Source organism: Alishewanella sp. HH-ZS, assembly GCF_001704375.1.
In the GTDB taxonomy this organism is placed as follows: domain Bacteria; phylum Pseudomonadota; class Gammaproteobacteria; order Enterobacterales; family Alteromonadaceae; genus Alishewanella; species Alishewanella aestuarii.
Map to the genome: position 1 here is coordinate 191,487 of NZ_LZEJ01000001.1, position 14,150 is coordinate 205,636.

Sequence of the window (14,150 nt, forward strand, 5' to 3'; positions counted from 1 at the left end):
TATTTTTTTTATTTCAAGTTGTTAAACGTGAAATTTTTGCCACCATTTTTAGCTTAGCGAAGAAATGACAGCTTGCAAGTTTTCCGCCAGTGGCGCTTCGGTTTTTAACCAGTGTAAATCCGGCCAGCTACGCAGCCAGGTCAGCTGCCGTTTCGCCAGCTGCCGCGTGGCGGCGATACCCTGACTGACCATGGTGTCGTAATCCACGCCGCCAGCCAGATAGTCCCACATCTGACGGTAGCCGACACAGCGGATCGAGGGCAAATCCGGATGCAGATCACCTCGCTGATATAACTGCCGTACTTCCTGCTCAAACCCCTGAGCTAACATCTGCAAAAAGCGTTGTTCAATACGCCGGTGCAACTCAGCCCGATCAGTCGGAGCTATGGCAAACTGCCGCACCTGATACGGCAGTGGCTCTGCCTGCTGCGCCGTTAACGCCGTCAGGGATTGTCCGGTCAGACGGTATACTTCCAGCGCCCTGTTGATCCGTTGTGGGTCATTCGGGTGGATCCGTGCCGCCGCCACCGGATCAAGCTGCGCCAATTGCTGATGCATGGCCTGCCAACCTTTGACCGCAGCTTCTGCTTCCAGTTCCGCCCGAACCGCAGGATCCGCAGCCGGTAAACTGGAAATACCTTGTAGCAGGGCCTTAAAGTACAGCATGGTGCCGCCGACCAGAATAGGGGTATTCCCCCTTTGCCGGATAGCAGCGATCAGCTCCAGTGCATCCTGCCGGAAATCTGCCGCAGAATAGCTTTGTGCCGGATCGCGGATATCCAATAAAAAATGTGGTGCCGCCGCCAATTCTGTTGCATCCGGTTTCGCCGTTCCGATGTCCATACCACGGTAAACCAGCGCACTGTCAACGCTAATCAGCTCTGCCCGCTGCAACTGCTGTTTCAGGGCGATCGCCAGGGCAGTTTTACCTGAGGCGGTGGGTCCCATAATACAGATCAGCGGTAACTCAGTGTTCATCTGCCCGTCCCGCGCTCAGCGCTAATAATTGCTGCGCCGACACCTGGCACGCATTAACCGGTGGTGTCGTCAAAATCTGTGAAAATAAGTTTAACAAAAATTCTGCCTGCAGCACATTGGCTGTTAGTAGTATTTCTAACACCTGTCTGGCTAAGCCGTGCTCTGCCACCCCTTGTTGCAGCAGTTGTGCAAACCAGTCACTGAGCGGTATATGCCGCAACCACTTCGGTACAGCGCGGATAATCAGCTGCTGATCCCGTACCAGCAAATCAAACCCCAACTGAGTAAAATTGTCCGCCTGGGCTAATAGCAGCTGTAACTCAGCCGGCGCCAGCGCCAGCCGAAGTGGTAACAATAAGGGTGCACTTTCTGTTTGCTGCGGCCAGTAGCTGGCAGCCAGCTCAGCCAGATCCTGCACACACAACTGTTGCTGGTGTACGCGCAGCAAATAGCGGTTTTGTAGTAGCAGATAAGCGGGTTGTTCGACCTTAGTTGATGCTTCGGGCAACGGCATCGCCAGGTACTGCAGTTGCGTCTGAATGGCGGCCGGTTCTGCTACCGGCCAGGCCGGGCTGCGACGCGCCTCCGGATAAGCGTTATTGCCTGAGCTGCCCGGCATACTATGCTGCCTGACAGCAGGGATAGCAGCATCAGAGCGACTGATATTTACCTCAGTTAAGGCGGCAGCCGGCGTAGCTTGACGCTCTGCGGTAGCAGGCAAAGTCACAGCAGCCAGCTGTTGCAGAGCATCAGACAGCGCACTGACGACAAAGTCATGCACCAACCGCGCCTGATGAAAGCGCACCTCGTGTTTCGCCGGATGCACATTGACATCGACTTCGCCCGGATCCAGCTCCAGATAGAGCACAAAGGCCGGTTGCTGTTCAGCGCTGAGTTGCTCGCCATAGGCCTGCCGGATGGCATGGTTCAGTAACTTATCCCGCATCATCCGGCCATTCACATAACTGTACTGACAGGCCGGCTGCCCCTGACAGGCTGCGGCCGGCAGGATCCAGCCGCTTAACCGGATCTGATCGTATTGGTTTTCAATCCACAGCGCCTGCTCGGCAAACTGGCGGCCACAGAGTGCGGCCAGTCGTTTCTGCCTGGCTATGGCCGTGCTGGCAGCAGGCAAGCGCCTGACTTGCTGGCCGTTATGACTAAGTGACCAGCTAACATCAAACCGGCTCAGTGCCAGGCGTTTGATCAGCTCATCGATATGACTAAATTCAGTTTTGTCGCTACGTAAAAAACGGCGTCGGGCCGGCGTATTAAAAAACAGATCCAGCACTTCAATACTGGTACCATCGGGATGCGCCGCCGGCGACACCTGCACAGCCATCTCCCGCCCTTCGGCCCGCGCCTGCCAGGCGGTGGCCTGCGCAGCGGGTTTTGACGTCAGGGTCAAACGGGAAACCGAGCTGATACTGGCCAGTGCCTCACCGCGAAAACCCAAAGTGAAAATCTGCTCCAGATCACTTAGGCTACTGATTTTACTGGTGGCATGCCGGCTTAACGCCAACACCAGTTCCTGCTCGGCGATGCCGCTGCCGTTATCGCGGATCAAGATGCGTTTGCTACCGCCTTTATCGATTTCGATTTCCAGCTGGGTTGCACCGGCGTCCAGGCTATTTTCAACCAACTCTTTAACAACCGAGGCCGGCCGTTCTACCACCTCACCAGCGGCAATCTGATTTGCCAGCTGCGGCGGCAATAATTGAATAGGCATCTTAAGGGATCCGCAGCACCTGACCAATACGCAGGCTGTCCGAACGTAATTCGTTATGCCGTCTTAACTCATCAATCGATACGTTGTAGCGCTGAGCCAACAACGATAAGGACTCACCGGCCTGGACCCGGTGTTCACGGGCACGACGCTGCGCAAACAGCGAATCAGCCGGTGGCGAAAGCTCAAAGTGCCGCCTTACGCCATTAAAAATGGATTGCACCAGTTTTTGCTGATGACTGGGATTCCGCAGCAAGCGTTCTTCCTGCGGGTTTGAAATAAAGCCGACCTCAACCAGGATCGACGGAATATCCGGTGCCCGCAGCACCCCCAGACTGGCGGACTGCGGCTCCCTTTTATGCAGGGTCGTGACCTTACCCATCTCAGACAGGATCTGGTTCGCCACCTGATGCGCACTGACCATCGAATGGTTCATTGATAAATCCAGTACCGTCTGTGCCAGATAACGCTCATTCGCAGAGTCTTTAATCACCTCAGCCACGCCACCGAGTAATTCACCGTGGCGCTCTGTTTGCTCCAACATCCGGCCCACTTCTGAGGTGGCTCGGCGCAGCGACAAAACCCAAACCGCCGCACCTCTGGGATGAGGAGAGGTAAAGGCATCCGCATGAATTGAAATCAATAAGTCCGCCTGCAGGCGCCGGGCAATGTCGGTACGGCTATTCACCGGTACAAAGTAATCGCCGGTACGGACCAGAGCGGCCTTCATGCCGGGTTCACGGTTAATCCGCTCCACCAACTGGCGGGCAATAGGTAAGGTCAGATTTTTTTCAAAGGTGCCGGCAGGGCCAATAGAGCCGGGATCGGTGCCACCATGACCGGCATCGACTGCAATCACAATATCGCGCGCCGCTCTGATACTGGCTGGCGGCACAGGCTGTGGTGTTCGGTTTCCCGCAGAGGACGTAGGCGTAGTGCTGGCCGGTGGCGTTGTGGTAGTAGGGTTAGCCGCGACTGTAGCACTGCCAGTGCGACCCGGTAAATCGACCACCAGACGATGGCCATGCGGCGCGTCCGGTGCCAACGCAAACACATTCGGTTTTACGCCCTGCGTCAGATCCAGCACTATCCGCATCTTGCCCTGACCACCGCTACTGCGAATGCCACGGATAAGATCGGCCTGGCCCTGACTGGCCGGTAGGTTAGTATTGCCGCGGACATTACTCAAATCGATGACCAGCCGGTCGGGATTTTCCAGCGTAAAATATTTAAAGTCCGGGGCCGAAGCCAGATCAAACACCACCCGGGTATTGTCTACCGTCGGCGAGATCCGAACATTCTGCACCTGGCTACTGGCCTGTGCCGCCGGTAAAGCCAGCAGACACAGTAACCACAGGCATAGCAGTGACAGCGCGTTAGTTTTTATCATTATCCGTCAATATCGTTATTATTTTACTGCCAGGCTGACTCGCCGCCGTTAACTGCAAGGTGCGCAACTCTCCCTGTTGAGTCAGCAGTATCCGCAAATCCGGTAGCGGCAAAAACCCCTCACCGCGCTCCGGCCACTCAATTAAACAAAGGCTCTGTTGATTAAAGTAATCGCGGATGCCCATAAATTCCAGTTCTTCCGCATCATGCAGCCGATATAAATCAAAGTGATACACCTGTAAGTCAGCCAACTGATAGGGTTCAACCAGCGTATAGGTTGGGCTTTTGACTGTGCCCTGGTGCCCCAACGCCTGGATCAGGCCACGGCAGAAGGTGGTTTTTCCGGCTCCGAGCGAGCCTTGTAAAAACACCACCATACCGCCCTGTAGCTGTGCCGCTAATTTAGCCGCAAACGCCAGCGTAGCCTGTTCCGACGGAAGTTGCACCACATAAGACGACACGCTAATACTCCTGACCACAGTACCCAGACAATTCGTTTGCTATGGTAACAAAGGTGGCGCGCCCTGAGCCAGAAAAACCGCTTAATTCTCCCGCTTCGACGTTGCTTTGTGGCGCAAGTTCCTCAATTACGCTGACTTTGGGTAAAAAGTCCCGTCTTATGTTACAGTTAGCGTATCTCAACCTCAGTCACTTTCAGCCGCATCTTTTGACGCTGCTGAGCGGGTAGCATGCAAGCAGAACAGATTAGTCAGCAAATTAAAACCTGGGCCAAAGAACTGGGCTTTCAGTCCTGTGGCATTAGCCGGCCGCAGCTGGGCGCCGAGCAGGAGGCACGTTTGCAGCAGTGGCTGGACGCCGGTTACCATGGCGAAATGCAGTATATGGCAGAGCATGGCATGTTGCGCGCCAGACCCACCGAACTGCATCCGGGGACCTTAAGTGTGATTAGTGTACGGCTGGACTATTTGCCCAAAGCCGCCGCCTTTGCGACGAACCTGGCCGATCCCAGTCAGGCCTATATCAGCCGCTATGCGCTGGGTCGCGATTATCATAAATTAATGCGTAACCGCTTAAAACAACTGGGACAAAAAATTGCCACCCTGATCTCGGATCTGGACGGCCGGCCCTTTGTCGATTCGGCACCAATTCTGGAACGGCCCTTGGCGCAACAAGCTGGTCTGGGTTGGATCGGTAAACACAGCTTGTTGCTGGCTGAAGAAGCCGGTTCCTGGTTTTTCCTCGGCGAATTGCTGGTTAATCTGGAACTTCCGGCCGACGAACCACATCCGGGCGATTGTGGCAGCTGTGTCGCCTGTATTACCAGCTGCCCAACCGGCGCTATCGTCGCACCCTATGTCGTTGATGCCCGCCGCTGTATCTCCTATCTGACAATTGAACTTAAAGACGCCATTCCAACGGAATTCAGACCCTTAATGGGCAATCGTATCTATGGTTGTGATGATTGCCAGCTGGTATGCCCGGTTAACCGGCAGGCGCCGCTAACTGAAGAGCCGGATTTTCAACGCCGGCCACAGTGGCAGGATCAATCGCTGCTGGCATTATTTCAGTGGGATGAAACGACCTTCCTGCGCCTGACCGAAGGCAGTGCCATCCGGCGTATTGGTTTTGAACGCTGGCAGCGCAATCTGGCAGTGGCGCTGGGTAATGCACCCTATCAGCCAGAAATTGTCGCCACGCTTAAACAGGCACTGCCAACAGCGACGCCGCTGGTTGCCGAACATATTCAGTGGGCCTTGCAGCAACAAAAACAAAAAAGCTATCTGGCGCAGAATCTGTTACCACGCAGTACCGAAAGACTGGTGCGAATTATTCAGAAGGGCTTGCCCAGAGATGCTGGCTAAGTTGCTCATCCCGCTGCACCAGCCGGGCGGCGGCCAGATCGCAGATCTGTTGTTGTCGACGACTCGATGCCTGATGCCACTCGGTAATTTCGCTGAGTAGCCGGCCGCAGCCAAGGCAACAGTCCTGCTGATCTAAACAACAATTTCGGATACAGGGGGATTTGACCATACTCAACCTCCGACCACAGCTTATCGGCACTCTTGCAGTATAGATCTTGCGCTGCTAACGCGCAGAAAATTTAACAGAAAATCTTTATCAGGCCAACATCGGCGCTAGCAGCGCAACTCGGCTCAGGCGTCAGAAACGACAAAGCAGCCGTTAGGCTGCTTTGTGTTGAATTTGGAGCGAGTTACGAGGTTCGAACTCGTGACCTCGACCTTGGCAAGGTCGCGCTCTACCAGCTGAGCTAAACTCGCATCGGGTCGCAGTGATTAACAAGGTTAATCTTGCGTCTGATGGCGCGCATTTTACAAAATCAGACGCCCGATGCAAGGTTTTTTTCAGGGTAAACGAAAAAAATATTGGCGATAGGTGACTAATTCAGCAATCGACTCACGAATATCGTCCAGCGCCAGGTGGCTGCTGCTTTTTTTCACCTTATTCAGCACCTCAGGATGCCAGCGCCGCGCCAGTTCTTTTACCGTGCTGACATCTAAATTACGATAGTGGAAAAAGGCTTCCAGCTCTGGCGCATACTCCGCCAGAAAACGCCGATCCTGACCAATGCTGTTACCACACATCGGCGATTTCCCTTTACTGACATACTGGCTTAAAAAGGCAATGGTTTGTTGCTCGGCGTCAGCCAAGGTGACCGTACTAGCGCGGCAACGCGCAGTAAGACCGCTTTTGCCGTGTTGCTCAACACACCAGGCACTCATATTATCTAAAATGTTATCAGCGGTCTTAATCGCAAACACCGGGCCTTCGGCCAGAATATTTAACTGACTGTCGGTGACAATGGTCGCCATTTCCAGAATCACGTCGGTTTTTGGTTCCAGACCAGTCATCTCCAGATCCAACCAAATCAGATTAGTATCATTTACTGCCATAGTTTCCTCAGCTATATCGAAGCCAGATGGCTTTGTCCGCGGGCGCTTTACAGGTATGATACACCCCAGAAACCAACTGTGATAGCAAAAGCCAGCAAAACGGTAAACCGTGACCAAGAAAAAACACCTGAATCAACGCCAGCATCAACGTATTGCCGACAATGAGCAGCGGCGACTAAAACGCAGCAGCAAAGCCAGTGCCAGTGACTGGGACGACGCCTTATTACATCCGCCGGAACAGGGTTTAGTGCTTAGCCGCTTTGGTCAGCATGCCGATGTCGAAGATGCCAGCGGTGCAGTAGTGCGCTGTAATATGCGCCGCACCATCAGTTCGGTGGTGACCGGCGACGCGGTCAGCTGGCGCCGCAGCAAACAACCGACCGGTAGCATTGATGGCGTGATTGAAGCGGTGGCAGAACGGCACTCGGTACTGCTACGCCCGGATTTTTATGATGGCTTAAAACCGGTCGCCGCCAATATCGATTTAATGATTATTGTCTCCGCCATCCTGCCGGCACTATCGTTAAATATTATCGACCGTTATCTGGTGGCCTCAGAAATCACCGGCATTAAACCGCTACTGGTGATTAATAAAATCGACTTATTACCCGAAACTGAACAACAGGCGCTCGACCAACAACTGCAACTGTACCGGCAGATGGGGTACGCCTGCCTACTGGTCAGTGCCAAAACCGGTCAGGGTATGGCCGAGCTGCTACAGTATCTGCATAGCGGTACCAGCATCTTTGTCGGCCAGTCGGGCGTCGGCAAGTCATCGCTAATGAATACCCTGATGCCGGGCCTGGCGGCCGCGACGCAGGAAGTATCGGAAGTATCAGGTCTGGGCCAGCATACCACGACGGTTTCCCGGCTGTATCACCTGCCGGAAGGCGGCAAGCTGATTGACTCACCGGGTATTCGCGAGTTTGCACTCTGGCATTTGTCACCGGAGGAAGTGACCAACGGCTTTATCGAGTTCCGGCCCTGGCTGGGCCGGTGTAAGTTCCGCGACTGTAAGCATCTGACCGATCCGGGCTGTGCCATACAGCATGCGGTGGCAGAGGGCGAGATCAGCCCGCTGCGCTACGAGAGTTACCAGAAAATCCTGCACAGTATGGCGCAGGATAAACCGCATTATTTTTAACTTTTAGTCTTTTAATACGAGTAGCTGACATCTTATGGATAAATTTAAAATCACTCTGCAATACCTGTTACCCAAGCACCTGTTATCACGTTTGGTGGGTTATCTGGCCGCAGCGAAACTGGGTTTTATCAGTCATGCCCTGATTAGCCTGTTTATCAAAGCCTATAAGATCAATATGCAGGAAGCCCGGCACGAAAAAGCCAGTGACTATGCCAGCTTTAATGAGTTCTTTACCCGGCCACTGAAAGACGGTCTCCGGCCGCTGGTCGCCGATCCTGCCATCGTCGCGCACCCGGTAGACGGTGTCATCAGCCAGCTCGGCGATATCGTTGCTGGCCAGCTGGTGCAGGCGAAAAACCACGATTATAGCCTGCAAAGTCTGCTTGGTGGCAAAGCCGAAACCGCAGAGCCTTTTGCCGGTGGCAAATTCGCTACGATTTACCTGGCGCCCAAAGATTACCACCGTATCCATATGCCGGTCAGCGGCACCCTGCGCGAGATGATCTATGTACCAGGTGAGCTATTCTCAGTAAACCCGCTGACCGCTGAAAATGTCCCGGATCTGTTTGCCCGTAATGAGCGGGTGGTGACCATTTTTGATACCGAGTTGGGCCCTATGGCGTTGGTATTGGTTGGCGCCACTATCGTGGCCAGTATCGAAACGGTTTGGGCGGGCACCGTCACACCACCGACGGGTAAAGAAGTATTTCGCTGGCAGTATCCGGCTGAGGGCTTAAACAGCATCAGGCTGGAAAAAGGTGCCGAGATGGGCCGTTTTAAACTGGGCTCTACCGTGATCCTGGCGTTCCCGCATGGCAGCATCGACTTTTTAGCTGACCAGCAGCCGGGCACAGTCACCCGCATGGGCACTGCCTTTGCCAATATTAAGCCAACCAAGTCGGCGGACTAAGATGCAGATTATTGCGCATCGTGGCGCCAGTGGCGAGTATCCGGAAAATACGCTGCTGGCATTTCGTCAGGCCTTAGCCCAGGGCGCAGATGCCATTGAGCTGGATGTGTTTGCGGTAGAGCGCGAACTGATTGTGATCCACGATCCGCATTTACAGCGCACCACCAATGGCCGCGGCAGTATTTACCAGCATAGCCTGGTACAACTGGCCACTATCGACGCCGGGGCCGGCGAACCGATCCCGCTATTGTGGCAGGTGCTACAGCTGGTACAGGGCCGCTGTTGGCTAAATATCGAATTAAAGGGCGCGGATACGCTCGAACCTTTGCTAAAGCTGCTGCAGCGCGCTGAGCGTGAGCTGAACTATGATCTTAACAGCCTGCTGATTTCGTCCTTTAATCATAAACTGCTAGCTGCCATTAAAGCAGCGCGGCCTGAGCTAAAAACCGGTGCCCTGACGGCTTCACTGCCCACCGACAATTGCGCCTTTGCTGCGCAATTGCAGGCGTACTCAGTGCACTGTGATGCCGGTTTTATCGACGCGGCGCTGGTTGCCGATGCCAAAGCCCGGCAACTACAGCTTTATGTTTATACCGTTGATGAGGCAGATGATTTAGCACGGCTAAAGGCACTGGGTGTTGATGGGGTTTTTACTAATTATCCGGCGCGCAGCCGCAAGCTTCTGACATAAAACTGCAAATACCTGACGATAAAAAACCTGCATTAAGCAGGTTTTTTATCATCGGTTTCACAGCTATTACACTGATTGCAAAGCCGCATATTCATAATATGAGCAAACACGACGAGCGAGGCGCCAATCACCAGAATTAAATGCTCGTACTCATGCCCCCAGGCATCACGTTGCCAGTAAATAAAACCACCTAAGAACAGCGAGTAAAACGGATAGAGTTTACGATGATAACGATGAAAGCCGATAAACAGCGTAATAAAACCCAGCACCATAGTAAATAACAGCACAAAGCCTTCAAAGGCATGGTTATGGGCGGCGGTTAAACCCAGCAGCGGTAATACAGGCAGGATCACCGGCAATAAAATACAGTGAATGGCACAAAGTGATGTGACCATAATACCGAACTTATCAAATAATAGCCTTGCCTTTGCCAGCACAACCGAACCCCTATCTTCGTTCCGAGTGTTGTCTCGAGACGATATAATATAACAAAGCACTGTAATTGCAAACCGCAGATTGCAAAGCCGCCTTCAAAAAAGTACACCGGCCGCACCAGCAATAGCCAGACTATGGCATAATACGGCTACTGAAACACGAAGTGACATGATCAATGGAAAACTTGCTACAACAGTTGGATGAAAACCTGAAAGAACTTTACCGCAAGGCGTTGGATGCAGATGCTTTGCTGGAGCAGCTACAACAACAGGGCCAGGCCAAATATCAGACAGTCTTTAGTAAAGATGCCGGTTTTAAAGTCGAGAGCAACCGCTTTATGCCGTACCTGGCTGAAACCGCGGAACAGGTAGCGGCGATCCGCCATAGCCAGCAATTTAATACCAGCACACTACAGCGGGTCGTGCAACAGCTACAGCTGTTACATAAAACCCTGACCGAGTTCCGTGCAGCCGTGAAAGCTTAAGCGATACAGCCGGCAAGCTTGCCGGCTGGATGAATTACTGTGGAAAAACTGCGGTATTATTGCGCGGCTTTCGGCGTAACGGCGGCGTGCTGGGTAACGGCTGGTTGCACATTCTTACCAAACCAGTCGTTTAACATCACTCTTTCGTACTCAAACTCGGGTCTGGCGCTGGGCCGGCTAATGCGCTGTAAAAATCCCATATCGCGCAAGCGCTCCTCACCACTCAGCACTTCCTCACCCCGCTGGTCACGCAACACATGACTAAAACGCACTGCCGGTGAATGTACATCTTTAATAATTCGCAGTGCCTGACCGCCATTGCCGGCAAAGTAGTCGACATCACCCGCCAGATCGATATCGGTAATGGTGACTTGCCACTGATAACCCTCTGGCATCTGTGCCGCCATATCGCTAAACATTTTTTCAAATGCGGTCTGTACCCGCTGTTGATAACGGCTACGGGTGTCATTGGTAGGCCGGATATCCGTAAATTTTTCCGGTTCCTGGAAGCTGACCTGTACCTCGGCAGCAGCGGCCTGGCCGATGCCCAACACCGTAATAAGGCTTAAGGCGATTAAATGATTACGCATTGTCTTTCTCCCGGTAGAAACCTTTCCTAAGATTGCGCTAAAAGTATAGATTGCGCAAAGTTTATGCAAGCTGAATAGCTAAAAAAAAGCCCCGACGTTTCCGTCAGGGCTTATTTATTTAAAATCAGCGGGTGTCGGGTAGCAGCAGCGCATTACTGCGCCGCCGCCCCCTAAGAACCGTACAAGCAAGTTTCCCCGCATACGGCTCAAGCCTTTATAAGCCAATACCTAAGTACCGACCGGCGACGCAATACCGTCATTCATTTGACTTGTCGCATCCAATCACTGGATCAATAGGTCAAAATGAACATAGGTAGTCACTGAAAATACCAAGGACCTATACCGAGTGACATCATAAACAACCACCAATATCTGGAAGCTGATTTATTTCATCTGCTACGAGCTGAACAATATCCATGTCGAATCCATTAATTATTGAGAGCAAAGTGTCCCCTTGTTCTTTGTTGATTCGCGTACACGATTCAATCAAAGATTGTGGGTTAGCCTTACCTTTAATGAATTTAGCTCCACTCTTATCGTATGAGATTATCCCTATATCCACAGCATGAGCAATAACTCGCTTTCTCATCTCAATGTCGTGATTACGAAACATTTCGGTGAAAAAATTTTGTCCAGTAGTCATATAACGATTCCTTTTCTGGTTAATGCTTCACTATGCAATTGCCGATGACAATTAGGGTGCAGCAAGACTAGGTTATCCAGCTCATCCGATCCGCCTTTTACCTTTTCCACGATATGGTGAATGTTCCATTCCGTTTCCTTGGTAATCGGGAACCGGCATATCGGACAGCATTTCTGCTGCCGTAGCCAGAGGTAAAGCACTTTCCGCTGTCCGGCCATTGAGTCTCTCCAAGTGCGCTCAAGCCGCTTCTCAAAGTATTCCTCGTCGGCCAAATCATACGGATTGGCTTCCGCCCTAATCTTAATATGCCGCTTTATCGGCGTCTCATTGCAATAAAGTAACCGGAGCATTCTCTGCTCAGTTACTTCACCGGAAAACACCCAGTTACGAACGCCTACAGATTTAAAGTATTTCTCTTTAATCCAGCGTTTGTGTCTGTTGGCGTGGCGCCTTCGACACCACTGCCACAGCATTTTCCAGACCCGATAGTCGACATAATTAAAGGTTTCTTTTGCTACAACGTGTCGATGATAGTTTGCCCACCCCCGCAGAACAGGGTTTAGCAACGATATCAACAAACCCGCTTTCACCGTTTTGTTGCCTGAAATTATGCCTTTTACTTTCTGAAGCAAATTACGCAGGTTCTTCCGGCTGGGCTTAATTAACAGCTTGCCGTTGTACTTACGTAAATTCTGCCCCAAAAAGTCGAAGCCATCGTCCACATGGGTTATCAGCGTTTTCTCTGCCGATAGCGTCAGCCCCCGCTCCGCCATAAAGGCTTTAACCAGAGGTTTCACTTCGTTTTCCAATAACTCTTTCGAGATACCGGTAATCACAAAGTCATCCGCGTACCGCACATAGTTGACCTTGGTCTTGTAGCTGGCTTTAGTGTTTTTCTGCCCAAACTGCGCTTCTAACACCGCTTCCAAACCATCAAGTGCCATATTGGCCAATACCGGCGATATAATACCCCCTTGTGGCGTTCCGGCTCCGGTTGCAAATAAACTACCGGACTCCATATAGCCCGCCTTCAGCCAGCGCCTGAGCACTTGTTTATCCAACGGTATGTTGGCAAGCAACCAGTCGTGACTGATGTTGTCGAAGCAGCCCTTAATATCCCCTTCCAGTACCCACTCTGCCGAGCTTTTGCGGCTTAAATTGACAAAGCACTGCTCTATCGCATCAGCCGTGGACCTTATTGGACGAAAGCCATAGCTATTACGGTCGGCCGTGGTTTCCGATACCGGTTCCAGCGCCAGCAGGTAAAGTGCCTGCATAGCGCGGTCCAGCATCGTTGGTATTCCTAAAGGGCGGCGTTTGCCGTTGGCCTTTGGAATATAAACCCGACGCAGCGGTTTAGGCTGATAGCCCAACCGCTTTAACCGTGTAATAGCCTGCCATTTCAATTCAGGCGTACCCCACAACTCCCCATCAACACCAGACGTCCTTTTGCCCCGGTTTTCCGTGACCCGCCTGACTGCCAATGCCTTGGCAGCAAACGAGCGCACCAGCATCCGTTGCAGAGCTTTCACCCTGCGCCACTTTTGCTGTTTCGTCGCCTTCGCGATCCGTACTTGTAGCCCTCTCACCTGTCGCTGCATCAGATACCAATCAATGGTATGCCAACTTTGCGCTGGGTGGGAGAACGCAGGTATGGCCATTTTCATCGCCGTACTCATCTTGCTTTTCTCCTGTTGCGTTAACCCCACGCAGAAGAAAAGACACACCTCCCCCACGGGAAGATAGTATCTTTCCCCAGTGGGAGTTGTGCTTAAGACGGCTTGCCACGTCTTCACACGATTAAAGACCAGTCTGAATTTGGCACCCTTTCGGGTCAGGGCAAAGTTTGAACCCCTATCCACGCCATTACAGCGCAGCCTTCGCTTGGTCAGACATCCTTTACCCGCTTGTCCAACAGCTCTCCTTACGGATCACCTGCCTTTGTAGTAAAGGCGAACAATCGGGCTTACCGAGTTCCATTGAAGCTACATGAACAACTTAGGTTCTGCCTATCCACCGACGGCCTTATGACGACGTATTCCCAGATGTAAAAGGAATAACCAGCCGCGTACCTTTTGGTCAGAGCGTATCAACAATCTTTCGCTCATTGCGGTTGACGGTGTTTAACAGCAGTTCACTTACGTTAACCATATTGCCCAGCCTAGCCCTCAACTTCCTTATTGTTAGAAAGTTATGCCCATTCTCACGAATTAAGGCACCGCTTGCGCAGAGGTACATTGTCAGGAAGCTTCGCACCATGTCGTTACCAACATCGCACTATCCCTAG

The 14,150-nt window shown here is 52.4% G+C and carries 15 protein-coding genes and 1 tRNA gene; 5 read left to right on the forward strand and 11 right to left on the reverse strand.

Features of this window, described 5'->3' with window-relative positions; translation table 11 throughout:
• Positions 1-48: 48 nt before the first annotated feature.
• From miaA to tsaE, 4 genes are read right to left on the reverse strand one after another with little or no spacing between them, the layout of a single operon-like run.
• Entirely contained in the window at positions 49-978 is a 930-nt protein-coding gene (miaA, locus tag A9165_RS00935; RefSeq protein WP_008951219.1) for a tRNA (adenosine(37)-N6)-dimethylallyltransferase MiaA, read from the reverse strand.
• Positions 968-2,707 carry a DNA mismatch repair endonuclease MutL gene (gene mutL, locus A9165_RS00940; protein ID WP_065954598.1) on the reverse strand — a complete coding sequence of 580 codons (1,740 nt, stop codon included), beginning with the start codon at positions 2,705-2,707 and terminating at the stop codon, positions 968-970. The genes miaA and mutL overlap by 11 nt, the downstream gene beginning before the upstream one ends.
• 1 nt (position 2,708) lies before the next feature.
• Entirely contained in the window at positions 2,709-4,094 is a 1,386-nt protein-coding gene (locus A9165_RS00945) for an N-acetylmuramoyl-L-alanine amidase (protein WP_065954599.1), read from the reverse strand.
• Positions 4,081-4,554, reverse strand: coding sequence for a tRNA (adenosine(37)-N6)-threonylcarbamoyltransferase complex ATPase subunit type 1 TsaE (gene tsaE / locus A9165_RS00950; RefSeq protein WP_065954600.1), 474 nt, complete (start codon positions 4,552-4,554; stop codon positions 4,081-4,083). The genes A9165_RS00945 and tsaE overlap by 14 nt, the downstream gene beginning before the upstream one ends.
• 228 nt (positions 4,555-4,782) lie before the next feature.
• Between tsaE and queG the strand changes: the two genes are divergently transcribed.
• On the forward strand, positions 4,783-5,916 hold the full coding sequence (gene queG / locus A9165_RS00955) for a tRNA epoxyqueuosine(34) reductase QueG (RefSeq protein WP_065954601.1): 1,134 nt from the start codon (positions 4,783-4,785) through the stop codon (positions 5,914-5,916).
• On the opposite strand, the gene A9165_RS16545 is transcribed toward queG, so the two are convergent.
• The 3 genes from A9165_RS16545 to orn all read right to left on the reverse strand — a co-directional run bounded on the left by A9165_RS16545 (position 5,882) and on the right by orn (position 6,966).
• A complete protein-coding gene (locus A9165_RS16545; RefSeq protein ID WP_008607081.1) occupies positions 5,882-6,085 on the reverse strand; it encodes a DUF1289 domain-containing protein in 204 nt (67 codons plus the stop codon). The two genes, queG and A9165_RS16545, sit on opposite strands and share 35 nt — an antisense overlap.
• Positions 6,086-6,257: 172 nt before the next feature.
• Positions 6,258-6,333, reverse strand: a tRNA-Gly gene (locus tag A9165_RS00960).
• Between the two features lie 84 nt (positions 6,334-6,417).
• Complete coding sequence (gene orn, locus A9165_RS00965; protein WP_065954602.1) at positions 6,418-6,966, reverse strand: oligoribonuclease; 549 nt, start codon at positions 6,964-6,966, stop codon at positions 6,418-6,420.
• Between the two features lie 109 nt (positions 6,967-7,075).
• On the opposite strand from orn, the gene rsgA reads away from it, so the two are divergent.
• Genes rsgA through A9165_RS00980 form a run of 3 tightly spaced genes read left to right on the forward strand, consistent with a single transcriptional unit; the run spans position 7,076 to position 9,711 of the window.
• Positions 7,076-8,110 carry a small ribosomal subunit biogenesis GTPase RsgA gene (rsgA, locus tag A9165_RS00970; protein WP_065954603.1) on the forward strand — a complete coding sequence of 345 codons (1,035 nt, stop codon included), beginning with the start codon at positions 7,076-7,078 and terminating at the stop codon, positions 8,108-8,110.
• Between the two features lie 34 nt (positions 8,111-8,144).
• Positions 8,145-9,020, forward strand: a complete 876-nt coding sequence (gene asd / locus A9165_RS00975; protein WP_065954604.1) for an archaetidylserine decarboxylase — start codon at positions 8,145-8,147, stop codon at positions 9,018-9,020.
• Position 9,021: 1 nt separating this feature from the next.
• Positions 9,022-9,711 (forward strand): glycerophosphodiester phosphodiesterase family protein, encoded by a 690-nt coding sequence (locus A9165_RS00980; RefSeq protein WP_065954605.1) that lies wholly within the window; start codon positions 9,022-9,024, stop codon positions 9,709-9,711.
• Between the two features lie 32 nt (positions 9,712-9,743).
• Here A9165_RS00980 and A9165_RS00985 read toward each other — a convergent pair whose 3' ends face one another.
• Positions 9,744-10,148, reverse strand: coding sequence for a MerC domain-containing protein (locus A9165_RS00985; protein ID WP_065954606.1), 405 nt, complete (start codon positions 10,146-10,148; stop codon positions 9,744-9,746).
• Positions 10,149-10,321: 173 nt separating this feature from the next.
• On the opposite strand from A9165_RS00985, the gene A9165_RS00990 reads away from it, so the two are divergent.
• Positions 10,322-10,630: a hypothetical protein gene (locus tag A9165_RS00990; protein ID WP_008607074.1), complete on the forward strand. Its 309-nt coding sequence runs from the start codon at positions 10,322-10,324 to the stop codon at positions 10,628-10,630.
• 56 nt (positions 10,631-10,686) lie between these two features.
• Here the strand turns inward: A9165_RS00990 and A9165_RS00995 are convergent, their stop codons facing one another.
• From A9165_RS00995 to ltrA, 3 genes are all read right to left on the reverse strand, one after another.
• The gene (locus A9165_RS00995; RefSeq protein WP_065954607.1) at positions 10,687-11,220 is read right to left on the reverse strand and encodes a DUF3016 domain-containing protein; all 534 of its coding nucleotides are present in this window, start codon (positions 11,218-11,220) and stop codon (positions 10,687-10,689) included.
• A gap of 352 nt (positions 11,221-11,572) precedes the next feature.
• Positions 11,573-11,863: a hypothetical protein gene (locus tag A9165_RS01000; RefSeq protein ID WP_065954608.1), complete on the reverse strand. Its 291-nt coding sequence runs from the start codon at positions 11,861-11,863 to the stop codon at positions 11,573-11,575.
• Positions 11,860-13,530 (reverse strand): group II intron reverse transcriptase/maturase, encoded by a 1,671-nt coding sequence (gene ltrA / locus A9165_RS01005; protein ID WP_369799917.1) that lies wholly within the window; start codon positions 13,528-13,530, stop codon positions 11,860-11,862. The genes A9165_RS01000 and ltrA overlap by 4 nt, the downstream gene beginning before the upstream one ends.
• Positions 13,531-14,150 lie beyond the last annotated feature (620 nt).

What these genes read in the sequence shown, in the direction of transcription:
- A9165_RS00995 (WP_065954607.1), bottom strand. Translation starts at nt 11,220, where the DNA reads ATGCGTAATCATTTAATCGCCTTAAGCCTTATTACGGTGTTGGGCATC.
- orn (WP_065954602.1), bottom strand. Translation starts at nt 6,966, where the DNA reads ATGGCAGTAAATGATACTAATCTGATTTGGTTGGATCTGGAGATGACT.
- A9165_RS16545 (WP_008607081.1), bottom strand. Translation starts at nt 6,085, where the DNA reads ATGGTCAAATCCCCCTGTATCCGAAATTGTTGTTTAGATCAGCAGGAC.
- asd (WP_065954604.1), top strand. Translation starts at nt 8,145, where the DNA reads ATGGATAAATTTAAAATCACTCTGCAATACCTGTTACCCAAGCACCTG.
- A9165_RS00945 (WP_065954599.1), bottom strand. Translation starts at nt 4,094, where the DNA reads ATGATAAAAACTAACGCGCTGTCACTGCTATGCCTGTGGTTACTGTGT.
- queG (WP_065954601.1), top strand. Translation starts at nt 4,783, where the DNA reads ATGCAAGCAGAACAGATTAGTCAGCAAATTAAAACCTGGGCCAAAGAA.
- miaA (WP_008951219.1), bottom strand. Translation starts at nt 978, where the DNA reads ATGAACACTGAGTTACCGCTGATCTGTATTATGGGACCCACCGCCTCA.
- A9165_RS00990 (WP_008607074.1), top strand. Translation starts at nt 10,322, where the DNA reads ATGGAAAACTTGCTACAACAGTTGGATGAAAACCTGAAAGAACTTTAC.
- A9165_RS00980 (WP_065954605.1), top strand. Translation starts at nt 9,022, where the DNA reads ATGCAGATTATTGCGCATCGTGGCGCCAGTGGCGAGTATCCGGAAAAT.
- A9165_RS01000 (WP_065954608.1), bottom strand. Translation starts at nt 11,863, where the DNA reads ATGACTACTGGACAAAATTTTTTCACCGAAATGTTTCGTAATCACGAC.
- ltrA (WP_369799917.1), bottom strand. Translation starts at nt 13,530, where the DNA reads ATGAAAATGGCCATACCTGCGTTCTCCCACCCAGCGCAAAGTTGGCAT.
- mutL (WP_065954598.1), bottom strand. Translation starts at nt 2,707, where the DNA reads ATGCCTATTCAATTATTGCCGCCGCAGCTGGCAAATCAGATTGCCGCT.